The sequence below is a fragment of the Aliivibrio fischeri ATCC 7744 = JCM 18803 = DSM 507 genome, assembly GCF_023983475.1.
GTDB classification, from domain to species: Bacteria; Pseudomonadota; Gammaproteobacteria; order Enterobacterales; family Vibrionaceae; genus Aliivibrio; species Aliivibrio fischeri.
This window is the reverse complement of sequence record NZ_CP092712.1, coordinates 2,064,892-2,087,019: the sequence shown is the minus strand read 5'-3', so window position 1 is coordinate 2,087,019 and position 22,128 is coordinate 2,064,892. Positions and strand designations below refer to the sequence as shown.

18 protein-coding genes are annotated in these 22,128 nt (G+C 38.5%); 7 read left to right on the top strand and 11 right to left on the bottom strand.

Going from position 1 to position 22,128, the window contains the following annotated elements; all coding sequences use genetic code 11:
- Positions 1-336 precede the first annotated feature (336 nt).
- On the top strand, positions 337-1,395 hold the full coding sequence (locus AVFI_RS09580) for a porin (protein ID WP_054775865.1): 1,059 nt from the start codon (positions 337-339) through the stop codon (positions 1,393-1,395).
- Between the two features lie 192 nt (positions 1,396-1,587).
- Here the strand turns inward: AVFI_RS09580 and AVFI_RS09575 are convergent, their stop codons facing one another.
- Both AVFI_RS09575 and AVFI_RS09570 read right to left on the bottom strand, forming a co-directional pair.
- Positions 1,588-2,088, bottom strand: coding sequence for a YfbU family protein (locus AVFI_RS09575; RefSeq protein WP_005420240.1), 501 nt, complete (start codon positions 2,086-2,088; stop codon positions 1,588-1,590).
- Positions 2,089-2,191: 103 nt separating this feature from the next.
- On the bottom strand, positions 2,192-3,940 hold the full coding sequence (locus AVFI_RS09570) for a formate--tetrahydrofolate ligase (protein ID WP_054775866.1): 1,749 nt from the start codon (positions 3,938-3,940) through the stop codon (positions 2,192-2,194).
- 219 nt (positions 3,941-4,159) lie between these two features.
- On the opposite strand from AVFI_RS09570, the gene AVFI_RS09565 reads away from it, so the two are divergent.
- Genes AVFI_RS09565 through AVFI_RS09550 form a run of 4 tightly spaced genes read left to right on the top strand, consistent with a single transcriptional unit; the run spans position 4,160 to position 7,869 of the window.
- Entirely contained in the window at positions 4,160-5,758 is a 1,599-nt protein-coding gene (locus tag AVFI_RS09565) for an ATP-binding protein (protein ID WP_054775867.1), read from the top strand.
- 29 nt (positions 5,759-5,787) lie between these two features.
- A complete protein-coding gene (locus tag AVFI_RS09560) occupies positions 5,788-6,462 on the top strand; it encodes a response regulator (protein WP_005420237.1) in 675 nt (224 codons plus the stop codon).
- A gap of 23 nt (positions 6,463-6,485) precedes the next feature.
- Positions 6,486-6,956, top strand: coding sequence for a Cys-tRNA(Pro) deacylase (gene ybaK, locus AVFI_RS09555; RefSeq protein ID WP_155662968.1), 471 nt, complete (start codon positions 6,486-6,488; stop codon positions 6,954-6,956).
- A gap of 25 nt (positions 6,957-6,981) precedes the next feature.
- Complete coding sequence (locus AVFI_RS09550; RefSeq protein WP_054775868.1) at positions 6,982-7,869, top strand: patatin-like phospholipase family protein; 888 nt, start codon at positions 6,982-6,984, stop codon at positions 7,867-7,869.
- A gap of 116 nt (positions 7,870-7,985) precedes the next feature.
- Here the strand turns inward: AVFI_RS09550 and AVFI_RS09545 are convergent, their stop codons facing one another.
- The 5 genes from AVFI_RS09545 to AVFI_RS09525 form a co-directional block, all read right to left on the bottom strand.
- Positions 7,986-9,182, bottom strand: coding sequence for a DEAD/DEAH box helicase (locus AVFI_RS09545; RefSeq protein ID WP_012533815.1), 1,197 nt, complete (start codon positions 9,180-9,182; stop codon positions 7,986-7,988).
- 128 nt (positions 9,183-9,310) lie between these two features.
- Positions 9,311-10,837 (bottom strand): tripartite tricarboxylate transporter permease, encoded by a 1,527-nt coding sequence (locus AVFI_RS09540; RefSeq protein ID WP_069593865.1) that lies wholly within the window; start codon positions 10,835-10,837, stop codon positions 9,311-9,313.
- Positions 10,838-10,855: 18 nt separating this feature from the next.
- Complete coding sequence (locus AVFI_RS09535; protein ID WP_054775869.1) at positions 10,856-11,332, bottom strand: tripartite tricarboxylate transporter TctB family protein; 477 nt, start codon at positions 11,330-11,332, stop codon at positions 10,856-10,858.
- 137 nt (positions 11,333-11,469) lie between these two features.
- Entirely contained in the window at positions 11,470-12,447 is a 978-nt protein-coding gene (locus AVFI_RS09530) for a tripartite tricarboxylate transporter substrate binding protein (RefSeq protein ID WP_065640846.1), read from the bottom strand.
- A 257-nt stretch (positions 12,448-12,704) separates the two neighbouring features.
- Positions 12,705-14,798: a methyl-accepting chemotaxis protein gene (locus AVFI_RS09525; protein WP_012532980.1), complete on the bottom strand. Its 2,094-nt coding sequence runs from the start codon at positions 14,796-14,798 to the stop codon at positions 12,705-12,707.
- A 239-nt stretch (positions 14,799-15,037) separates the two neighbouring features.
- On the opposite strand from AVFI_RS09525, the gene AVFI_RS09520 reads away from it, so the two are divergent.
- Positions 15,038-15,466 (top strand): hypothetical protein, encoded by a 429-nt coding sequence (locus AVFI_RS09520; protein WP_054775871.1) that lies wholly within the window; start codon positions 15,038-15,040, stop codon positions 15,464-15,466.
- Between the two features lie 123 nt (positions 15,467-15,589).
- Here AVFI_RS09520 and purB read toward each other — a convergent pair whose 3' ends face one another.
- The 4 genes from purB to norR all read right to left on the bottom strand — a co-directional run bounded on the left by purB (position 15,590) and on the right by norR (position 20,438).
- Positions 15,590-16,960: an adenylosuccinate lyase gene (gene purB / locus AVFI_RS09515; RefSeq protein ID WP_005420218.1), complete on the bottom strand. Its 1,371-nt coding sequence runs from the start codon at positions 16,958-16,960 to the stop codon at positions 15,590-15,592.
- A 69-nt stretch (positions 16,961-17,029) separates the two neighbouring features.
- Positions 17,030-17,647 (bottom strand): high frequency lysogenization protein HflD, encoded by a 618-nt coding sequence (gene hflD / locus AVFI_RS09510; RefSeq protein ID WP_005420216.1) that lies wholly within the window; start codon positions 17,645-17,647, stop codon positions 17,030-17,032.
- Between the two features lie 11 nt (positions 17,648-17,658).
- Positions 17,659-18,783, bottom strand: coding sequence for a tRNA 2-thiouridine(34) synthase MnmA (gene mnmA / locus AVFI_RS09505; RefSeq protein ID WP_017020071.1), 1,125 nt, complete (start codon positions 18,781-18,783; stop codon positions 17,659-17,661).
- A gap of 116 nt (positions 18,784-18,899) precedes the next feature.
- Positions 18,900-20,438, bottom strand: a complete 1,539-nt coding sequence (gene norR, locus AVFI_RS09500; protein WP_065640845.1) for a nitric oxide reductase transcriptional regulator NorR — start codon at positions 20,436-20,438, stop codon at positions 18,900-18,902.
- Positions 20,439-20,626: 188 nt separating this feature from the next.
- Here norR and norV point away from each other — a divergent pair, with 188 nt between their 5' ends.
- Positions 20,627-22,117 carry an anaerobic nitric oxide reductase flavorubredoxin gene (gene norV / locus AVFI_RS09495; protein WP_065640844.1) on the top strand — a complete coding sequence of 497 codons (1,491 nt, stop codon included), beginning with the start codon at positions 20,627-20,629 and terminating at the stop codon, positions 22,115-22,117.
- Positions 22,118-22,128 lie beyond the last annotated feature (11 nt).

The window sequence follows — 22,128 nt, the reverse complement described above, 5'->3', positions numbered from 1 at the left end:
TTTGTTGTAAAAATAGAGTGATTTTGATCACCATAAGCTTTCTTTTATAACTGTTATTTTGTGATGTGAACCAAGTTGAGTGCAAATTTTCCTAAAAGTTAAATTTATCAATTCTTTATATCTATATGTTTTAAAATGTTTTTTGTTTTTTTATGTGCTGTGTTTTTGAGCTCCTTCAAACTATTCCCCCTATTAATTTTGTGATGCGAATTAATATTGCATGATTGTTGTCAACGGATTCAGAAAACATGTATGGAATGCAAGAATTCTTGAGTTTGGTGTTCATTAAAAGAACCATCAAACCAATATAAAATTTAAATATATAGGGTATAGAACATGAAAAAGACACTTTTAGCACTAGCGGTACCAGCACTATTAATGGCTGGCTCAGCATCAGCTGCAACTGTATATACAGCAGAAGATGGTTCGACAATCGATGTATATAGCCGTTTAGGTTTCAATATTACTGACCGTCAAGAAGATGATGCCGTTGGTAATTTTGATGCACGTATTGGTTTAGGTGGTTCTCAAGTAGTTAACGATAAAGTTTCTGTAATTGGTTGGGCTGAATACCAAGTAAACGCTGCTGAAGCTCGTGGTAATGGTGATTGGTCTCCTCGTTATGTATGGGCAGGTATTGATGCATCTGAAGCTGGTAAAGTTACATTTGGTCGTGTGGCTTCAGGTATCATCATGCTTTCAGATATTGGTGATGTATTTGCTGCATCAGATGTTGTTTTAGGTCGTCAAATGGAGCTTATTGATAACTCAGCGGCTCAAACCTTCCGTCAAGACGGTACTCTTCAATATCAAAACAGCTTTGGTGCTTTTGATATGTCTGTTGCTTACATTTTAGGTAACTCTGAGTCTAATCAAGATGGTTCTTATAATGCAGTTGGTCGCTATACATTTGACTTAGGCAATGCAGGTACATTAGCACCTGTTGTTGCATATCAAGCGAACAGTACTGGTGATGCAACTGGTCCAGATAATGCAGCGACTGCAAACCGTGATTACACATTCTGGGGCGCAGGTCTTCAATATAAACTAAATGCATTAACACTTGGTGCTATGTATAACCAAGATGAAATTGAAGGACAAGGTATTTCCGGTACTTCGAAAGATAAGAGCTACGAATTAACAGCGGTATATAACATTAATGATGATTGGACAGCTCGTGCTGGTTACCGTGCACTAGAGAATACCGGTGGTGATGAAGCAGAATACAAAGATACAACATTAGAGGTTCAATATCACTTAACGGCTCGCTCTTCTATTTACACAAGTTACGTAATGCGTAATGGTGACAATGGAACAGGTAACTCGAATATCTGGTCTGGTTGGAACGATGCTGAAGAAGATTACTACCACTTAGGTCTTCGCTATGAATTCTAATCTGACCGATAATATTGATACAACTGTTAATCTATAAGGGTGGATTTTTAGTTAACTATCAATCAGGTTAGAAGCTAAATCCTCACTGATCCGTCAGTGAGGATTTTTTTGTTTATTAGTTTTGTGGGTGTATAGCGGGTATAAAAAATCCCCGCAAAGGCGAGGATTCAAATTGGTTTCATGTTAGCTGAATTATGCGTTAAAAATTTGCGCTAATTCCGTTGAACATAGGTGATATTGGCGAGGACAGTTACGCCATGTTGTTAGCATACGACGGTACTTATCAAGCATTGGCATTTGGCTATTAAAGTGGTGGTCTGCTTTATCAAACTGAGGGTATAAACCTTCTGAGCTTGTTAAGAAACGAACATAGTTTACTTGTTGTGCTTCAGTTGCGATATCAAAACCTAAGAATTGAAGACGGCGAGCATCTACTTTTGCTTGGCATTCTTCAGAAAGCATATTGTAAGACTCTTGCATTGCATGGTACATCTCCATGAAGTCGATAATTTCACGACATTCTGTTTCTGTAATGCAGCCAAAGTCTTTATCAAGTTCGCGAATTTGTAATTCATAACCACGTTCAACAATCAGTTGTTGGCGTTTGTACTTTTCTGCATTTGCAGGGTCCATTTGAGACATTAAGTAGTACTGGTTTGAAAGGATTAAGCGTTGAGCATTTGTCATATCCATTAGGATAACCTCAAAAATTATAATTAAAATTGTATAAAAAGTTGAAGCTAGATTAACAGTAAATGTAACACATAGAACATGATCTACATTAAGTTATGTGATCTTAGCTTAATCCAACGATGTTACCATCGCCATCAATGTCCAAATTCATGAATGCTGGCTTTTCTGGTAACCCTGGCATTGTCATTACATTTCCGCATAATGCGTAGATAAAGCCAGCACCTGCGCAAAGTTTTAATTCTCTGATAGGTACCACAAAATCTGTTGGCGCACCTTTAATGTTCCCATCTGTAGAAATAGATGCAGGCGTTTTTGCCATACAGACAGATAATGATTGGTAACCTAATTTTTCAAATGCCGCTAATTGTTGCTGGGCTTTTTCTGATAATTCGATTCGTTCAGCACCATAACCTTTTATTGCCACAGCATTAAGTTTATCGAATAAGCTCATCTCAGAAGTATATAAAGGAGTAAATTGTGTCTCTTGTTGACACGCTTTAATTACTTTCTCAGCTAACTCTAATGTACCGTCACCGCCTTTAACAAACGCTTCGCTAATTGCTACATCGACATTCATGTCTAAATTAGAAACCCAATTTAATAATGAATCTAGCTCTTCTTGAGTGTCTTCCGGGAATCGGTTAATAGCGACAACGACAGGCAAACCGTATTTAGCACAGTTATTGATGTGCCATAATAAGTTATCAAGACCCGCATCTAATGCTTCTTTATTTGGAGCAAATAATTCTTTAGGTAGCGATTGGCCTGGTGATAGAGGGAATAGGCCGGAATTGGCTTTAATACCACGTAATGTTGCGACTAAAACCGCACAATCTGGTGATTTTTCTGATAACGGTGCTTTGATATTACAGGCTTTTTCGAATCCCATATCTGAGCCAAAGCCACCTTCGGTAACGGTGTAATCCGTTAATTTTAAAGCGATGTTATCAGCAATGATTGATGAGTTACCGTGGGCAATATTTGCAAATGGTCCAGAGTGAACAAAGGTAGGTACACCTTCCAATGTCTGCATCAATGTTGGATTAATTGCAAACTTCATGGTTACCGTCATTGCACCAGCGACTTGTAAATCTTCAGTTGTTACTGGTTCACCATCTAAATTATAAGCAACGACAATGCGGCCGATTCGTTGGCGTAAATCTTGTAAATCGGTTGCAAGTGCTAAGATAGCCATTAATTCTGAAGCTGCAGTAATATCAAATCCATCTTCACGCTCATAGCCATTAATGGTTTTGCCATCTTCATTTTTGCCAATGGTTACCATGCGAAGAGCACGATCATTGTGGTCCATTACACGCTTCCAGACCACGCGTTCAGGGTCAATACGTAAAGCGGGTAACTCATTTTTTTCTGAGAAAACGTCATAACCTAAACGCTGTTCATGATAGATACGAGCATCAATGGCAGCAGAAGCTAGATTATGAGCAGCAGTGATAGCATGAATGTCACCAGTTAAATGTAAGTTTAACTCTTCCATTGGAGCAACTTGACTGTAACCACCACCAGCAGCTCCTCCTTTCACACCAAAAACAGGTCCCATTGATGGTTGTCGAATACAAGCACTGACAGATTCCCCTAATTTCGCCAGCCCTTGAGCAAGTCCGATTGTGGTCACTGTCTTACCTTCACCAAGTGGTGTCGGAGTGATAGCACTTACTAAAATTAACTTACCATTTGGTTCTGTTTTCAATCGTTTTAAGGCGTCGATATTTACTTTTGCCTTAAATGGACCTTGCGGAGTAATGTCATCATCATGCAGTCCTAAGTTTGACGCAATCGTTTTCATTCGTGTAAGTGTCGCAGTTTGGCAGATTTCAATATCGCTTTTCATAATAACGGGAACCTATAGGAAGTAGTTAAAACATCAGAAAAGAAAGCGTGCTTTTTATACCACATAATTGAGGTGATACAGAATCTATTCCATAAAAATAACTCAGAATTGACTGAATTATTTATAAGGTGTGATCAAGAGTATGAGCAAGCTTTAAGATTAGGTTAATGGTTTGTGATACGATTTATTATCAGTTTTATAAGCAAGGAATAGCGATTCATGTCTTGGCGTAACTTAAGTTTCCGGCGTCGTTTATTATCCGTTATGACGATTTCAGGTATAGGGAAGTTATTGATTTTATCTTTTTGTGCTTTTTTATATATCAAGCATTGGGAATCACAAGACAGTGGTGAAAAAGCACTTGGTATTGTTCGATTTATTTCTCAGTCTCCATTAGTTATTAAAGCTGTTGAGCAAAATGCTCCGAGATTAATTGAAAATAAAATAGAACGTTTGCGATCATCAATTGGCGCTGCATTTATAGTGGTTGGTAACATTGATGGGATCCGGATTGCTCATCCTATAAAAGAGAGAATAGGCAAACCAATGCAAGGAGGTGATAACCAGCAAGCTTTGCAATTTGGGCAATCTTATGTGTCATACGCAAAAGGTTCACTGGGAAAGTCTGTTCGAGGAAAAACGCCAATATTTGATTTAGACGGTAATATTATTGGGGTCGTTTCTGTTGGGTATTTGCTTACGAGTATTGATACCAAAGTGTCTCATTTCCTTGGTTTTTTCTTGGGCATGGCGGTATTGGTTATTTTTGCTAATGCCATTATCGCAAACTTTATTACTAGGCGTTTTCAACAATCAATTTTTGGATTTGAGCCTGAAGCGTTCGGTCGCCTATATAAAGAACAACAAGTAACATTATCGACGTTAAGAGAAGGCGTATTAAGTATTGATGCTGACGGGAAATTACGTTCAATTAATAACAGTGCCTGTGAGATATTGGGAATTGACGCCAACATCGCAATAAATAAACCGTTTGTTCAGGTATTACCGGACAGTGATTTGACTAAGTTGTTAGTAACACATAAATCTGAACATGATATTGAGCTACTTTTGAATGGGCAGGCTGTGATTGCTAACCGAGAGTTGATCCAAATGGATGGTAAGGTGATTGGTGCGGTATCTAGCTTTAGACGTAAAGATGAAATCAGTGAACTGACGAGTCAATTATCCCAAGTAAAACAATATGCAGACTTGCTTCGTTCTCAAACTCATGAACACCGAAATAAATTGAATACAATTAGTGGGTTAATCCAATTAGGGAAAATAGAAGAAGTTCAGCAAATTATAGGACAAGAAAGTTTACGCTATCAAAAATTAATTGAGTTTTTACGGGAAAGTATTTCAGAGCCAATGATTGCAGGGGTACTCCTTGGAAAAAGTGAAAGAGCGCGAGAATTAGGACTTACGTTAGATATAGAAGAAGGAACACAGCTTGATACGTTACCGGAGCATATTCGTGCGGAAGACATAGTGACGATCATTGGTAATCTTATTGATAACGCTTTTGATGCGACATTAACAAAACAAGAACTCCCATATTCTCCAGTTATCGTGAGCATTACGGATATTGGCCAAGAAGTCATTATTGAAGTTGAAGATAAAGGTTGCGGTTTGCCTGATTCACTGACGTTAGAGCAACTGACGCAAAAAGGTGTGTCAACGAAATCTGAGCACGGGCGTGGTGTTGGTTTGCATTTGATTCATCAATTAGTTGAGCAATACCGAGGTGAATTGACTGTAAGTAGTGAGATTGAAACAGGCACCGTCATGACGATTTATTTACCCAAAAAGTTGTCTTAATTGCCGATATATAAGCAAAAGGAAATTGTGTGAATAAGAATATACGGATTATTATTGTCGAAGATGATATTGGCATTGCCGAAATTCATCGACGTAATTTAGAAAAAATAGAGTCACTAGAAGTTATAGGTATTGCGGCAAGTAAAGATGAGGCAATGACGTTACTTGATGTGCTAACGCCTGATTTAGTGTTATTGGATATTTACCTTCCTGATGGCAATGGACTCGAAATTTTAAGAGAATTGCGTCAAAAAGAATCGTCTCCTGACGTAATACTAATTACCGCAGATAGAGATATGAATACCTTACAAGAAGCAATGCGTGGTGGTGTGATTGATTATCTTCTTAAACCGGTTATTTTTAGTCGTTTAGAAGAGTCAATTAATAAATATTTACAGCAAAAGAAACAATTTACAGAGCGAGTTGATATTGATCAATCCATGGTTGACGCCATGTTGCATTCTAATACCAGTACTCAAACAATAAGATTACCCAAAGGTATTGATGGCGTAACACTCGATAAGGTGCGTCAGCTATTTCATATTGAAAAGCAATTAACGGCGGATCAAGCAGGGGAATTAATCGGTGCAAGTCGAACCACAGCTCGTCGCTATTTAGAGTATTTAATTAGTTCAGGAGAATTGAGTGCTGATCTGTCTTATGGCAGCGTTGGGCGACCTGAACGAACCTATTTCAAAGCATAGAATTATTTTTAAGGCGTAACACCATGACACCGGCAACAAAATTATTAAAAAAAGCAAAAATTGAACATCAGGTGCTTGAGTATCATCATGATCCTAAAGCTCAAGCATATGGTCTTGAGGCCGCCGAAAAGTTGGGGTTAGATCAAAAAGAAGTATTTAAAACATTAGTTGTACAAGTGGATGAAAAAGAGCTCGTTGTAGGTATTATTCCTGTTGCAGAGCAACTTAGTATGAAGTTAATTGCAAAAGCGGTTAAAGGTAAAAAAGCAAAAATGGCTGATCCTGCCGTAGTTCAAAAGACAACCGGTTATGTACTTGGTGGTGTCAGTCCTCTTGGCCAAAAGAAGCGTTTAAAAACAGTTATTGATATTACCGCTGAATATCTGGAAACCATTTATGTTAGTGGTGGTAAAAGGGGGCTAGATATTGGTCTTGCTCCAAAAGATTTACAACAAGTGTTAAATGCGCAGTTTTTGGATATTAAAGCTGAGTAATTCACATCATGGAAGGGAGAAAACCATGAGAAAAAAAACAGTATCGCTTGTTCTTGGTAGCGGAGGGGCGAGAGGGCTTGCTCATATTGGTGTGATTCGCTGGTTAGAAGAACATAATTTTGAGATTGTATCGGTTTCAGGCTGCTCAATTGGTACTGTGGTTGGAGGCGTTTATGCTGCAGGTAAGCTTGATGAGTTTGAAGCGTGGATGCGCACAATAACTAAATTAGATATTGTCTCTTTAATGGATTTTAACTGGGGCAAAGGTGGTTTAATTAAAGGTGAAAAAGTGATGAATCGCCTTGGGGATATTTTAGGAGACCTTCGTATTGAAGACCTTTCAATCCCTTATACTGCGGTTGCCGCTGATATCAGTAATGAAAAAGAAGTGTGGTTACAAAAAGGCTCTTTGCTGCAAGCTATTAGAGCGTCTATTTCATTGCCTTTGTATTTAATGCCAATTGAATTTAATGGTAAGACGTTAATTGATGGTGGGGTGCTAAACCCGGTGCCGATCGCTCCAACGTTCGGTGACCATTCAGATATAACGTTAGCGGTTAATTTAGCAGGAGAAATCAGTCATAGTATTGATGACTTTGAAGTTAACCAAGTAAATATTTCAGCTGAAGATTCAAAAGAAGAAGACACACCGTTCCATAGAAAAGTCAGTGACTACTTTGGTTCTTTAACAGCAAAAACATCAAGAATTGATTTAGGGATGTATGATATTGCTAACCAAGCCTTTGATGCGATGCAAAGTACCATTGCGAGACAAAAGCTAGCATCATATCCGCCAGATATTACGGTTGAAATTGCACGAGATGCGTGTGGTACATTTGAATTTGAACGTACTGCAGAAATGATCGATTTAGGTTATGAGAGAGCTGAATATGCTCTAAAGCATCTGTTGTAATTGGCGAAAATCCAATAAAAAAGCTCATACTATTTGTATGAGCTTTTTCGTATTTTAGTTGGATGTAACACCATCAATACCAATAATAATCCGGTTATGATTACTGGTTAAATAACTCAGTTTTTTGGTGCCGGTTTTCTTTTTGGTTTATAGTTTAGAATTGAAATTGGTACTTCTTTACGAGGTGCGAAGCCTTCAATTTCTTTACGCACAATTAAATGACCTAAACGGCTTTCAATCATACATAAGTTTTTAAAATCGTCTTTAGAAACAAATGAAATTGCCTCACCTTTTGCTCCCGCACGACCAGTACGACCAATACGGTGAACATAATCGTCAGCTGGGAAAGGTAAATCATAGTTAACTACACGTGTTAATTCATCAATATCAATACCACGAGCAGCAATGCCAGTTGCAACTAAATATTGCAGTTTGCCTTCTTTAAAGTCGTTTAATACTTTTGCTCGTGCTTCTTGGCTACGTCCACTATGGAACGCTTCAGCTCTGATATCACGTTTTTCTAATTGGCTAACTAGTTTTGCGGCACCGTGCTTGGTTTCAATAAAGATCAGTGCTTGATCCCAATTGTTTTCTTTTATTAAATGACTAAGCAGTGCTGATTTCTTATCTTTATCAACTGTCGTTAACCACTGATCAATTTGTGGTGAAGATGTCGTTTTTGGAGAAATTGAAATCTCAATTGGGTTATTGATGGCTGTTTTTGCTAAATAACGAACTTGATCTGATAACGTTGCTGAAAACAGCATGTTTTGACGATCCAACGGTAAACGTTCGATAATTTTATTAATGTCTTCGATAAAGCCCATATCTAACATGCGGTCAGCTTCATCAAGAACCAGAATATCTAATTCATCAAAATGAATCGCACGTTGAGTGTACATATCAAGCAAACGACCCGGCGTTGCAACTAATACGTCAACACCTTCAATTAAGCGTTGTTTTTGATCTTTGTAGTCAACGCCACCATACATAGCAAGAGAGGTGATATCGATATGTTTGCTGTATTGTTGGATGTTTTCTTCAACTTGAATCGCGAGTTCGCGAGTTGGCGTTAAGATCAAGGCACGAATACGTTTTGCTCGAACCTTTGTTGAGTCTTCACTGAGAATTTCTAAAATAGGTAATACAAAGCTGGCTGTTTTACCTGTACCAGTTTGTGCTGCTGCAATTAGGTTTTTACCAGTAAGCGCAACAGGGATCGCTTTTTGTTGGATTGGTGTTGGTGCTTTATAACCCAACTCGTCGATAGCTTTTAAAATTGGGTCACTTAACCCAAGTTTAGAAAATGGCATGTGAAATCTCAGATATATGAATAGAAGGGGATTGTAGCATGAAAAAAAGAAATGACAGCAGAGGAATAAACACCAATACTTTTCTTAGTATTGGTGCTTAGTTTACTTCAATTCGGGATTTGAGTAGGTTATGACTTTAATGCCATCTTAGGGCGGATTACTTTATTTATTATAGAGAGAACCATTGGTAATATTAGTACTATCGCAGCGATAGCGGTAAAAGTCAGGGTGATAGGACGCTCCCATAAGAAACTTAATTCACCATCACTGATCATTAACGCTCGACGCAAATTTTCTTCCATCATTCCCCCTAAAATAAACCCGAGTAGTAGTGGAGCGAGAGGGAAGTTAGCTAGCCTTAATGCAATAGCCACAATTGCAATTAATATCATGATAAAAACATCAACGGTATTAAAGGAAACTAAGTAAACTCCTGTAATCGAGAAGAATAGTACCATCGGCATTAATACGGTTTTTGGTACTGCTAATAATTTTGAAATGTAAGGGATCAATGGCAAGTTAAGGATGACTAAAACAATATTACCGAAATACATTGAGATAATGACAGACCAAAAAATATCAGGGTGATCTACAAACAATCTTGGGCCCGGCTGAATACCATAGGCAATAAGCGCACCAAGCATTATCGCGGTGGTACCAGATCCCGGAATACCTAAAGTCAGTAGTGGAACAAAAGAGCCACTTGATGCAGCATTATTGGCTGATTCTGGTGCGACAAGACCACGAATGCTGCCTTTACCAAACTTTTCTTTTTTCTCTTTAGGTGCAAGGTTTCTCTCCATACCATAGCTTAAAAATGCAGCAATGGTAGCGCCGGCACCGGGTAGTACGCCAGTAAAGAAACCAAGAATGGATGAACGAACTGCAACCGGCGCAACTTCTTTCACTTCTTCTTTGGTGATTTTCATACTACCTAAATCAGACATTTTTCTTTGTTCATCTTCACGCGTGTCTTGTTCTGGTTTTAAAATTCCCATTAAGGTTTCCCCTAACGCGAATGTTGCCATAGCCAGTAATAAGAAGCTAAAACCATCCATTAAATCGGTTAATCCAAAAGTAAAGCGCTCAACACCAACACCTTTATCGATTCCTACGGTTGAAAGCATTAAGCCGAGAACTGTCATCATCCACGCCTTAATGACTTGACCTTTACCTGCAAATGCAGCAACCGCGGAAAGTCCAACAAGCATTAAGGCAAAATAATCAGAAGATTGGAAACTTAAGGAAACTTTCGCTAAGGCAGGAGCCGCAACTAATAGCATGATTGCCGATAGTGTACCGCCGGTAAAAGAAGAATAAGCCGCGAGCGCGAGTGCTTTACCTGCTTGCCCCTTTTGTGCCATAGGGTAGCCATCGAAGGCAGTGACAACCGTTGAAGAGCACCCCGGAGCATTGATTAGGATAGATGAGGTAGAGCCACCGAAAACAGCACCATAATAAACGCCTGCCATTAAGATCATGCCTGACGCAGGATCTAACCCATAGCTAATTGGGATCATTAACGCAATGGCGGAAATTGGTCCCAACCCAGGCAGCATTCCAATAAAAGTTCCGACAAAACAACCGAGCATTACCATCATTAAATTGGTCGGCATAATCGCAGTAGATAAACCTGATAAAATTCCATCTAACATAACTAATTCCTTTAATTACTAACCAATAAATAGATAGCCGGGTTCTAGATAAATATCTAAGCCTTTAGTCAGCAGCAACCAAAATCCAGTAACAAATGGGAAGGATGCTCCAAATAATATAGATTTTCGTCTCTCACCCAATAAATAAAATCCTGCAAGTAAGAAGAAACTGGTCGCTAAAACAAAACCTAACCAAGTTAATCCGATGCCATACAGAACCATTAAACTAATAAAACCAAACAATAGCTTCCAATTAAAACCTAGAACAGCGCCACTTTTTTCATCGGGTTGAGCTGTAACGATAAGAAGTAATGAAAGGAATATTCCTGCAAATGTTAATAGATAAGGGAGCGTACGAGCGGTGAAGGGCTCATATTCATCGCCAGGAAATAAAGGGATTAAACTGGTTTGGTAGCCATAACAGAGACAGACAATTAAAAATATAACTGCGCCAACACGGTCACGACATAATAGAGAAGAGCCAGAATACGACATAAGTTCTCTCCATGAGGTGGTTAAATCAATGAAAAAAGAAAAGCTACCTTGGAATAGAGCAAGTCACATCTAAAGCAAGGAGGATTAATGAACCATATCCGGAGGAGTCATTAACCGATCCAAGGTAGCTTGAAAGGTTATTTTAGAAAGCCAAGTTCACGCATTAAATCGCCCATGAGTTTTTCTTGGTCTTCAAGGAAAGCGTAAAAATCTTTATCGCCCTTGTAGTTATCAATCCAACCATTACGGTCACGAACCACAGTCCATTGCTCTGTTTCGTACATTTTTTCAAATGCCTGAGTATACTCATCGATTTTTGCTTGTGGTGTTCCAGGTGCCGCAAAGAAACCTCGCCAGTTAGCAAACACAGTTTCGTTGCCATATTCAGTAAGCGTTGGAATATCTGGAGCGCTATCTAAACGTTTTGGCGCTGTAATCGCAAGGATGCGAACTTGACCACTTTTCGACATCTCAAGAACTTCTCCAAGTCCTGTTGAAAGTAATGGTGTTTCACCTGACAATAAAGCTGCCATTGCTTTTCCACCTGCGTCATAAGCGATATAACGAACTTTTCGAGCATCAAATCCTTCACCTTTAAAGGCGGCTGCAATTACGAGATGATCCATACTGCCACGAGCTGAACCTCCAGCGATTTTTACTGAGCGAGGGTTCTTTTCAAAATCAGCAACGACTTGTTCCCAACTCGTATACTTAGAGTCTTTATTGACGACGATGGCTCCATAATCAGCAATGGTTGCTGCAATTGGTGTCAAGTCTCTAAATGATTGTGGGAAGATACCGCTTAGAGAACGGATCACAATAGGTGTTGAGTTCACCATTAATGTGTCGGGTTGGCGTTCAGCGGTTTCAATCAAATGTGCAATTGCTTTACCGCCACCGCCACCAGAGAGGTTTTGGTAGGAAGCTTGTTCAATAATGTCAGATTTTAATAAGACATCACCCGTCCCACGAGCGGTCATATCCCAACCACCACCGGCACCTCCAGGGATAATAAAGTGGATTTTTTCAATATCAGCAGCAATCGCTGAGCTTGAAAATGCAACTGTGGCTGCAATCATTGAAGCGGTGATCTGTTTTTTAAATGAAGTAAGCATGAATAGCATTTCCTTATGTATAGTAGGGATACCAACCTCTTTGGGCTGTTTATGTTCACCTTATTTACTGCTTTTTCTTAGTTGTTGCGAAAATGTTATTTGGTTGAGTCTTTTTTTTCTATATAGGGAAAATAAAGGATATTTAGAACATAAAGGGAATTTAGTTCATAAAGTTCATGCAGATTTTAGGAACGAAAAAAGCCACGCAATTCAATGGATTGCATGGCTTTTTTATTACTACTGATGTTACTTAAATTTTATTGAGTTTTGAACTCATTTAATTTTTCAGTTAATGAATGACTTTCTTTGGTTAGCTCTTCCGTATCTTTTAGTGACGTTTGCATATCACACAATACTTCGTTGGCTGCTTCATTAATGCTTGTAACATTACGATTAATTTCTTCTGATACTGAGCTTTGCTCTTCAGCTGCCGAAGCTATTTGATTATTCATGTCATTAGCAACCAGAATTGCACTGCTGATCTCTTTGAGATTTTCTTGTGCAATTAACGTTTCTTCTTTTGTTGATAATGCTTGTTTTTGGCTGTTATCCATTACAGTAACAATACTTTGAGTATTTTGTTGTAGGACACCAAGCATGTTATTGATCTCTTGAGTAGAAGTTTGCGTACGACTCGCTAGATTTCTTACTTCATCTGCAACCACCGCAAAACCACGACCGTATTCACCTGCACGAGCGGCTTCAATTGCAGCATTTAGTGCAAGTAGGTTGGTTTGCTCTGCAATACCTCCAATTTCCGCCAAGATATTTTGAATATCATTGCTTGATGCTGATAGGTTAACCACTTGTTCTTGAGCTTCATTAATAAATTGTGCTAGTTCTTCAACAGAAGCTGCAGCTCTATCCATGATCTTTTGACCATCTTCGCTGCTTGTTTGAATTTGGCTTGCTGCTGTCGCTGCTTGTAGTGCAGATGAAGCCACTTCCATTGCCGTTGCACTCATTTCATTAATTGCTGTTGCCAACTGAGTTACTTCATTCACTTGGTTTTGCAGTTTAACTTGTGATTTCTCTGTTTCTGCCATGGTGTTCATAGAAGATTGAGATACTAACTCAGCAGTGTCTTTTGCGTTATGTAATGTGTTCTGAACTTTTTCAATAAAAGAGTTAAACCAGAAGGCTAACTGACCAATTTCATCTTTTGAATCAATATTAATTCGTTGAGTTAAGTCACCATCACCTTGAGCAATATTTTCAAAACGAGAGGTTAAGTTCATAAGTGAATTACCTATTTGTCTTGCTAAAATAAAGATAATAGCAATACCGATAATCGATGAAATTAAACCGCTTAGAAGGCCGTTTGAAAGGGCATCATTGCTTAATTCATGACTTAATGAATTAAAATCAGTGATCTCTTTTTGTAATACATTTGATGGTATAGAAACCATAACGATCCAAGGTTTAGACCCTGTTTCAATGGTTGCAATCGCCGTTTTAAATTGTCCAATGTCTTTTAAGAAAACTGTTTTATTTTGAGCTTCTTGTTGGATTTGTCCCCAGTTTTTGGCGAAATCATCCTTTACTTTTTTACCGACTAATTCTTCATTTTGGCTGAACGAAAGTAGTGTACCGTTCCATGATGCAATAGAAACAGCGGCCTCTGGAATACCAATAGATTGAGCTGCTTTTTTACTGATTTCTTGGAAGCTTTTGATAGACCAATCGTATCCTAATGAACCTACAATTTTATTGTTGTAAAGTAATGGTAAGCTGATGGTCGTAATAAGTTCTTGGTTACCTCTTACATTGTAGTAATAAGGTTCCATAACAAAACTTTTTCCTGATTCAAAAGGAGCTAGATGCCATTCATCAATACGTTCACCATTATTATTTAAAGACGTATTGTTAAAGCTATCCATACCTAAAGCTTCAAAGCTTGAACCTGTAGGAGAGAAAAATGGGGATAATACGCCTTGCTTGTTTAGCGCTTTTTGTGTGAGTACGGAGTCATCTTTAATGAAATTAGTTTCTTCCCATACCATATACCCAGCAAATACACTTTCATTTTGAATTTTTAGAGAAGACGTGAATTGCTCAACCAAAAGACTTGCATTTGCTTGATGTTGGTTTGAAAGTTCTAACAGTGACTGTAACTGTTTTAGGTTACTGATTACGGGTGCAAATTGACCGTTTAACTCGGCACGTTGTTGGTCTGCGATAGACAACAATTTATAGTCAATATTTGCAGCAAGTTGATTTGAAACTTGCTGAGTGATCTCTTTATTTACCCCGTTATATGACACTGTTGTAAAAAACATTGCTGTACTTAGAGTTATGAATATTGCAAGACCTGCGCTAACTGCAATACGTGTTTTTATTGATTTGAACATAATTAATCCATTTCAAATAATTATTTATAGATTTACTTATCGGCGGAAAATAAATAATCCTTAATAAAAGAAAGGATGTTTTATAAGTTTTGTACTTATTGCTATTCACGTTAAGTTCACAATTGCTGGTTTATACTGATAATTCATATTTAGACACATGCTAACTCTCTCTATTTATTGCTTTTCTGTTATTCTTAGAATGTTAGTTAAATCTATATTACTTTTAATGGTGAAAGAAAATGAATAAAAAAATACTATTACCTTTGTTGTGCTCGATTGCTTTGATGGGTTGTGATGATGCAAGTGAAACCATTGATAAGGCACAAAATGCAGCTAACCAAGCCGTGGATAGCATGCAATCAAAATTAGAAAGTATGGATTTTAAAGACCTGAATTTAGAGCAATTTGATGGCGCTGTTGGTTCTGCATCTGAGTTTGCTGAATCAATTAATGAAGCATTAAATGCAGATTATACCAATCCAAAGGCGTTAACTGAGATACAAGAGCACATTGCCAATGCATATAGTTGTTTGGTTGAGGCTTCATCTGAATCAAATGCAGAGAAACTGCTAAATAAGGTAATGTCTAAAATCACAAATGAAGATGCACAAAGCTTGATTGAAAAAGGCGTAGAAAGCGTAAAAGAGATGCAAGAGTGTGTAATGTAGAAATATAAGTGTATAAATTTAAGCCCTGTGATGGTCTCTGTATAAAGAGTATCGCAGGGCTTTTTATTGCTTGTTAGTCTTTATGATCAATTCAAGTAAGTAAACTACTTGAATTGATAAAGATTACAGCTTGTCTGTCAGTTCAATAGCTTGACCGATGTAGTTAGCTGGAGTCATCTCTTTTAGACGAGCTTTCTCATCTGCAGGGATTTCTAAACCGTCGATGAATGCACGCATGCCTTCGCCATCTACACGCTTACCACGAGTCAGTTCTTTTAGTTTTTCGTATGGCTTTTCGATGCCGTAACGACGCATTACTGTTTGTACAGGTTCAGCAAGAACTTCCCAGTTTTTATCTAGCTCAGCTTCAAGTGCAGCACGGTTAACTTCTAATTTGCTAATGCCTTTTAGAGTTGATGTGTATGCAATGATAGCGTAGCCACAACCAACACCTAGGTTACGAAGAACCGTTGAGTCAGTTAGGTCACGCTGCCAGCGAGATACAGGCAGTTTTTGTGCTAGGTGGCTAAAGATAGCATTAGCAAGACCTAGGTTACCTTCTGAGTTTTCAAAATCGATTGGGTTAACTTTGTGCGGCATTGTTGAAGAACCGATTTCACCAGCAATCGTTTTTTGTTTGAAGTGGCCAAGAGCAATGTAGCCCCATACGTCACGGTCAAAATCAAGAAGGATAGTATTGAAACGAGCAATCGCATCAAATAGCTCAGCGATGTAATCGTGAGGTTCGATTTGAGTTGTGTATGGGTTCCAAGTTACACCTAGAGACTCTGTGATGAACTCTTCGCTGAATTTGTGCCAATCAACATCCGGGTAAGCAGAAAGGTGAGCGTTATAGTTACCAACAGCACCATTGATTTTTGCTAGGATTTCAACGTTTTCGATTTGCTTGTATTGACGTTCCATACGGTACGCCACGTTAGCCATTTCTTTACCCATAGTCGATGGAGAAGCTGGTTGACCGTGTGTACGAGACAGAAGTGGAATGTCACGGTATTCGTTTGCTAATGCTTTAATCGCATCAATAACGTTACGAATTTCTGGAAGAATTACTGTATCACGAGCTTCTTTAAGCATTAGAGCGTGAGACGTGTTGTTGATATCTTCTGAAGTACATGCAAAGTGAATGAATTCATTAATAGCGTGAAGCTCTGGAACTTCAGCTACTTTCTCTTTTAGAAAGTATTCAACTGCTTTAACGTCATGGTTTGTAGTGCGTTCAATTTCTTTGATACGCATTGCATCTTCTTCATTGAAGTTTGCTGCGATGTTATCTAAGAATTGATTCGCTTCTGCGCTTAATGCAGCTACTTCCGCAATCGTTTGCGTAGCAGCTAGTTTTTGAAGCCAACGAACTTCAACAACAGTACGGTACTTTAGTAAGCCATACTCACTAAAGATGCTGCGTAGAGAAATTGTTTTACTTCCGTAGCGACCATCTACAGGTGAAACAGCAGTTAATGCTGACAATTCCATGTGAATCTCCTAGATATGTATAAATGTTAAAGGAAAAAGCCTACCTGAAATCAAGTAGGCTTTAATTTTTTAAATTCGAGCGAGAATAATTTTTGCTTGCTCAACCATTTTCTTTCGGCCAAAGATCAAGTGACGGCGTTTGCCTCCCACTTGACGCCACAGCACGGCTGAGCGAATACCTGATAACAATAGAGCTCGTACCTTATGCTGAGTCATCGGTTGTTGAAGAACTGATGGAGTACCTGTTACTTGAATTCGTGGACCCATTGGGCTGATCACATCCAAGTAAATGCTCGCAATATTACTCAGCATTTGTTCATCGTGAATGTCAAAGTGCTCAAGCTGGCGTTCGATAGTACCGATACGCTCACCTAATTTACTCATGCCATCACGATGACCTGCTAGCTTGCGCTCTAGAGCCATAAGGCTAATAAGGTAACGAGTTAATTCACTACCTGAAGGCGTATTATCAAAATCGCGAACTAAGCACTCTAAGCCAATTCGTAAATTTGATTCTTTTCCATAAACAGCAACCGTATTACTTGGGTTGGTTTCTAGAATTGATTGAATAGCTGTGTCAAACGCCTCTTGATCACAGTGACCATCTTTTGCCATTTTTTGAACTAAGCTTGCAGCTTGGCAAATGCCAGCAAATGCAATGGTTCTGTCAAATAAAGTGTTTGCCACGCGTTAACTCCTTAAATACGCTCTTCGATAATACCGCCACCTAGACATACTTCGTCTAAGTAGAATACTGCAGATTGACCCGGAGTCACTGCAATTTGCGGCTCGTCAAAAATCACTTTAATGTTTTCATCATCAACTGGGATGATAGTACAAGGGATATCAGTTTGACGGTAACGTGTTTTAACCGTACAGCTCAATGGTGCTTTAATCGGTGTGCGATCAACCCAATGAAGTTGAGAAGCCAATAGACCTTGAGATTTCAATAATGGGTGATCTTTGCCTTGAACTGCAATTAATACGTTTCGTTTTAGATCTTTTTCACCAACGAACCATGGATCTTCATTACCGCCACCGCCTTTGGTGCCGCCAATGTGTAGACCTTTACGTTGACCTAAAGTGTGATACATCAAACCTTGGTGTTGACCAATCACTTTACCTTCAGGTGTTTCGATATTACCTGGTTGTGCTGGTAAGTATTTGCCTAAGAATTCAGTGAATTTACGCTCACCGATAAAGCAGATACCTGTTGAATCTTTTTTCTTCGCTGTGATCAAATCTTGCTCTTCGGCAATGCGGCGTACTTCTGGTTTCTCAAGTTCACCTACAGGGAATAAACTACGAGCAACTTGCTCTGAGCTTAATGTGTATAGGAAGTAGCTTTGATCTTTATTTGAGTCCAAACCACGTAACATCTGTGGTTTAATACCATTAGCGATTTCTTCAGCTGTTGGGAAGGTACGACGAACGTAGTGACCCATAGCAATAAAATCAGCATCAAGCACTTCATCAGCAAATTCTAAGAAGGCTTTAAATTTAATTTCTTTATTACATAAGATATCTGGGTTTGGTGTACGACCCGCTTTGTATTCCTCTAGGAAATATTCAAATACGTTATCCCAATATTCAGCAGCAAAGTTAATGGTGTGAAGGTGAATACCTAATTTGTCACACACCGCTTGCGCATCTGCTAAATCTTCGGCTGCAGTACAATATTCCTCGTTGTCATCTTCTTCCCAGTTTTTCATGAAAAGACCTTCAACTTGGTATCCTTGTTGCTGAAGTAGGTAGGCTGATACTGAAGAATCCACACCACCGGACATACCGACGATGACTTTCTTTTGGCTGTTGTCTGACATTCTTTAACACCACTAATAAAACTTGAGGCAGATTCTAACAGAAAGAATATGCATGGGACAGATCCGAGAGCAAAATCACATAATTATATCGGTAAAAATATGTGATTTTATGGCTTTCAGTCTTTTAGATTTAACCGTTTTGCTAAACGATGTAAATTTCCTGTATCAAGTTGCAATGCTCTGGCTGTTGCAGCCCAATTTTGTTGCTGTTCTTGATATGTTTTTTTAATTAAATTAGCTTGAAATTCATCCGTGGCAGAGCGTAAATCTTTTGTGTTTTTTGAATGTGATGTAACAATCTGATTCGTTATGCTTTTTTCTGCATGGTTTTCTTTTTTTATTAAGAAATGTGTAGGAGATAATACTAAATCAGAATCGTCATTTTGAGCTCTTGATAAAACGGCAGCTCGGCTTATTACATGCTCTAATTCTCGAATGTTCCCAGGCCATGAATATTCATTAAGTAAAGTGATGGCTTCTGGTGTGATTCGTATACTCGTCGCCCCTAATTTAATACGACTTTTTTCAGCAAAGTAACCAACGAGTAAAGTGACGTCATTACCTCTGTCTCTAAGCGGTGGAACAAAAATAGGGAAGACACTTAATCGATGATATAAGTCAGCACGAAAATCACCATTTTTTACCTCATCACTCAGTGTTTTGTTGGTAGCAGCGATAATTCGTGTATTTACTTTAATATGGTTGTCATCACCAATACGTTGAATATCACCATATTGTAAAACACGCAGTAATTTAGCTTGCAGAGCCAATGATAACTCGCCTATCTCATCCAGAAATAGCGTACCATTATCAGCCGATTCAAATTTTCCTTTTCTGTTACTGATCGCCCCAGTAAAAGCGCCTTTAACGTGCCCAAATAGTTCACTTTCTGCAACGGATTCAGGTAATGCCGCGCAGTTTAAATACACTAAGTTTTGTTGAGAGCGTGCTGATCTTTGATGTAAAGCACTTGCAACTAGTTCTTTACCTACACCTGTTTCGCCCGTAATTAATACGGATAATTCTGTATTAGCAACGGCGTTAATGTTGGCTTGCAACTCTTGCATTGCAAGGGATTCACCAATCATTTCAACATGATTATCAGATGATCCCTCAAATGATGAGTTATTTGAGTTTTCTCCCGATTGATTTTCTAATCTTTCCATCAATAAAGCGGTATGCAAGCTAGTTGCTGCTAATGCACTGATTATTCTTAACTCTTTGTTTGTGAATGTATCAAATTGAGTAGGGTCAAATGCATCTATTGTGACCGCTCCAATTAATCGCTCATTAACCAGTAGAGGTAATCCAATACATGAATGGACCTGCAACTGACGCTCTTCGTTAGCAATCAAACCATCATAAGGATCAGGTAAATCACTATCTGAAGGAAATCGAACAATGTCTCCAGCTCGAGCAATTGCCTCTAAACGAGGATGTTGAGAAATAGAAAAACGACGACCAATGACATCACTGTCTAAGCCGTTGGTAGCAAGAGGAGAAAAATATTGATTTTTAAATAATAGAAGAGCGGAAGCATCGCATTTTAAGGCATGTCTGATCGTTGATAATAAACGTTCAAAACGATCTTTGCTTGATAATCCAGAGGTGAGATCCAATGCAATTTGAACCCATTCATCTTTAATATTTTTCATTGAAACCTCGTAGATATAAACAGTGTTAATTTGACAATTATAGTGTCATTTTAACATAAGTAAATGGCTGTCATTATGACATTTATATTTACTGTTTAATATTAAAGTTATTATAAAACAATGAGATAAAAATTGGCATGCGCAATGCAATATGAGTAGTAACGCTAATAATTAAATGAGAAAAAACAATGACTATTCATATTAAAAATAATGTTAACTGGGTTGGCCAACGTGATTGGGAAGTATCTGATTTCCATGGTACTGAATTTAAAATGACCAAAGGCACAAGCTATAACAGTTACCTTATCCAAGAAGAAAAAACAGTACTCATTGATACGGTGGACCATCGTTTTAGCCACCAGTTTATTCAGAATTTAGAAATGGAAATTGATCTTGCTAGCATTGATTACATCGTAATTAACCATGCAGAAGAAGATCACGCAGGTGCGCTTTCTGCGTTAATGGAAAAGATCCCTGGAACGCCAATTTATTGCACTGAAAATGCGATTGATTCCATTGTCGGGCATCATCATCACCCTGAATGGAATTTTAACCCAATTAAAACGGGTGATGCGTTAGATATAGGTAATGGCAAGCAATTGATTTTTGTTGAAGCACCAATGCTGCACTGGCCAGATAGCATGATGACGTACTTAACAGGTGATGCAATTTTGTTTAGTAATGATGCATTTGGCCAACACTATTGTGACGAACGTTTGTTTAATGACGAGGTAGATCAAACGGAATTGATGGATCAATGTTTACGTTACTACTCGAATATCCTTACGCCATTCAGTGCTCTGGTTATCGCTAAAATTAAAGAAGTATTAAGCTTCAATTTACCAGTCGATATGATCGCAACCTCTCATGGTTGTGTATGGAGAAAGAATCCAACTCAAATTATTCATCAATATTTAGAGTGGGCTGATAATTACCAAGAAGATCGTATTACGATTTTTTATGATTCTATGTCAAACAACACTCGAATGATGGCTGATGCTATTGCCCAAGGTATTCACGATGTCGACCCTGCTGTTGCAGTCAAAGTATTCAATGTTTCTCGCCAAGATAAAAATGACATTTTAACCAGTGTGTTCCGCTCAAAAGGGATCCTTGTAGGTTCATCAACCATGAACAATGTAATGATGCCTAAAATTGCGGGCATGTTAGAAGAGATCACCGGTCTTCGATTTAGAGCAAAAAAAGCAGGAGCATTTGGTAGTTACGGTTGGAATGGTGGTGCTGTTGATCGAATCCATTCACGTTTAACCGATGCCGGTTTTGAAACTGCCGTTGGTTTAAAAGCGAAATGGCGTCCAGATGGTAAAGCAATGCAGTTATGTCGAGAGCATGGACAATGTATTGCAAAACAGTGGGCGTTAGCACCATTAACAACGACATTTAATACAATCAATGTTGAGAAAGAAACTCAGACAATAGAGGAACCAGTTATTCTCGTTGAACCAAGTGTCGAATTAGAAAAAACGGCGAAAGAAGTGACATCATCAAAAGATGCAAAACAGTGCATGCTTTGCTCGGTATGTAATTGGGTTTATGACCCTGAAATTGGTGAGCAGAACCAAGGTGTAGAACCGAATACACCGTGGTCTTTGGTTCCTGATGATTTCTTATGCCCTGAATGTCATTTAGGTAAAGACGTATTTGTGGAAATTAATTAGGAGAAAAGATC

What these genes read in the sequence shown, in the direction of transcription:
- AVFI_RS09540 (WP_069593865.1), bottom strand. Translation starts at nt 10,837, where the DNA reads ATGTTAGATGGAATTTTATCAGGTTTATCTACTGCGATTATGCCGACC.
- AVFI_RS09570 (WP_054775866.1), bottom strand. Translation starts at nt 3,940, where the DNA reads ATGAAAAGCGATATTGAAATCTGCCAAACTGCGACACTTACACGAATG.
- norV (WP_065640844.1), top strand. Translation starts at nt 20,627, where the DNA reads ATGACTATTCATATTAAAAATAATGTTAACTGGGTTGGCCAACGTGAT.
- AVFI_RS09520 (WP_054775871.1), top strand. Translation starts at nt 15,038, where the DNA reads ATGAATAAAAAAATACTATTACCTTTGTTGTGCTCGATTGCTTTGATG.
- mnmA (WP_017020071.1), bottom strand. Translation starts at nt 18,783, where the DNA reads ATGTCAGACAACAGCCAAAAGAAAGTCATCGTCGGTATGTCCGGTGGT.
- AVFI_RS09580 (WP_054775865.1), top strand. Translation starts at nt 337, where the DNA reads ATGAAAAAGACACTTTTAGCACTAGCGGTACCAGCACTATTAATGGCT.
- AVFI_RS09545 (WP_012533815.1), bottom strand. Translation starts at nt 9,182, where the DNA reads ATGCCATTTTCTAAACTTGGGTTAAGTGACCCAATTTTAAAAGCTATC.
- purB (WP_005420218.1), bottom strand. Translation starts at nt 16,960, where the DNA reads ATGGAATTGTCAGCATTAACTGCTGTTTCACCTGTAGATGGTCGCTAC.
- AVFI_RS09530 (WP_065640846.1), bottom strand. Translation starts at nt 12,447, where the DNA reads ATGCTTACTTCATTTAAAAAACAGATCACCGCTTCAATGATTGCAGCC.
- norR (WP_065640845.1), bottom strand. Translation starts at nt 20,438, where the DNA reads ATGAAAAATATTAAAGATGAATGGGTTCAAATTGCATTGGATCTCACC.
- AVFI_RS09525 (WP_012532980.1), bottom strand. Translation starts at nt 14,798, where the DNA reads ATGTTCAAATCAATAAAAACACGTATTGCAGTTAGCGCAGGTCTTGCA.
- AVFI_RS09550 (WP_054775868.1), top strand. Translation starts at nt 6,982, where the DNA reads ATGAGAAAAAAAACAGTATCGCTTGTTCTTGGTAGCGGAGGGGCGAGA.
- AVFI_RS09565 (WP_054775867.1), top strand. Translation starts at nt 4,160, where the DNA reads ATGTCTTGGCGTAACTTAAGTTTCCGGCGTCGTTTATTATCCGTTATG.
- ybaK (WP_155662968.1), top strand. Translation starts at nt 6,486, where the DNA reads ATGACACCGGCAACAAAATTATTAAAAAAAGCAAAAATTGAACATCAG.
- AVFI_RS09575 (WP_005420240.1), bottom strand. Translation starts at nt 2,088, where the DNA reads ATGGATATGACAAATGCTCAACGCTTAATCCTTTCAAACCAGTACTAC.
- AVFI_RS09535 (WP_054775869.1), bottom strand. Translation starts at nt 11,332, where the DNA reads ATGTCGTATTCTGGCTCTTCTCTATTATGTCGTGACCGTGTTGGCGCA.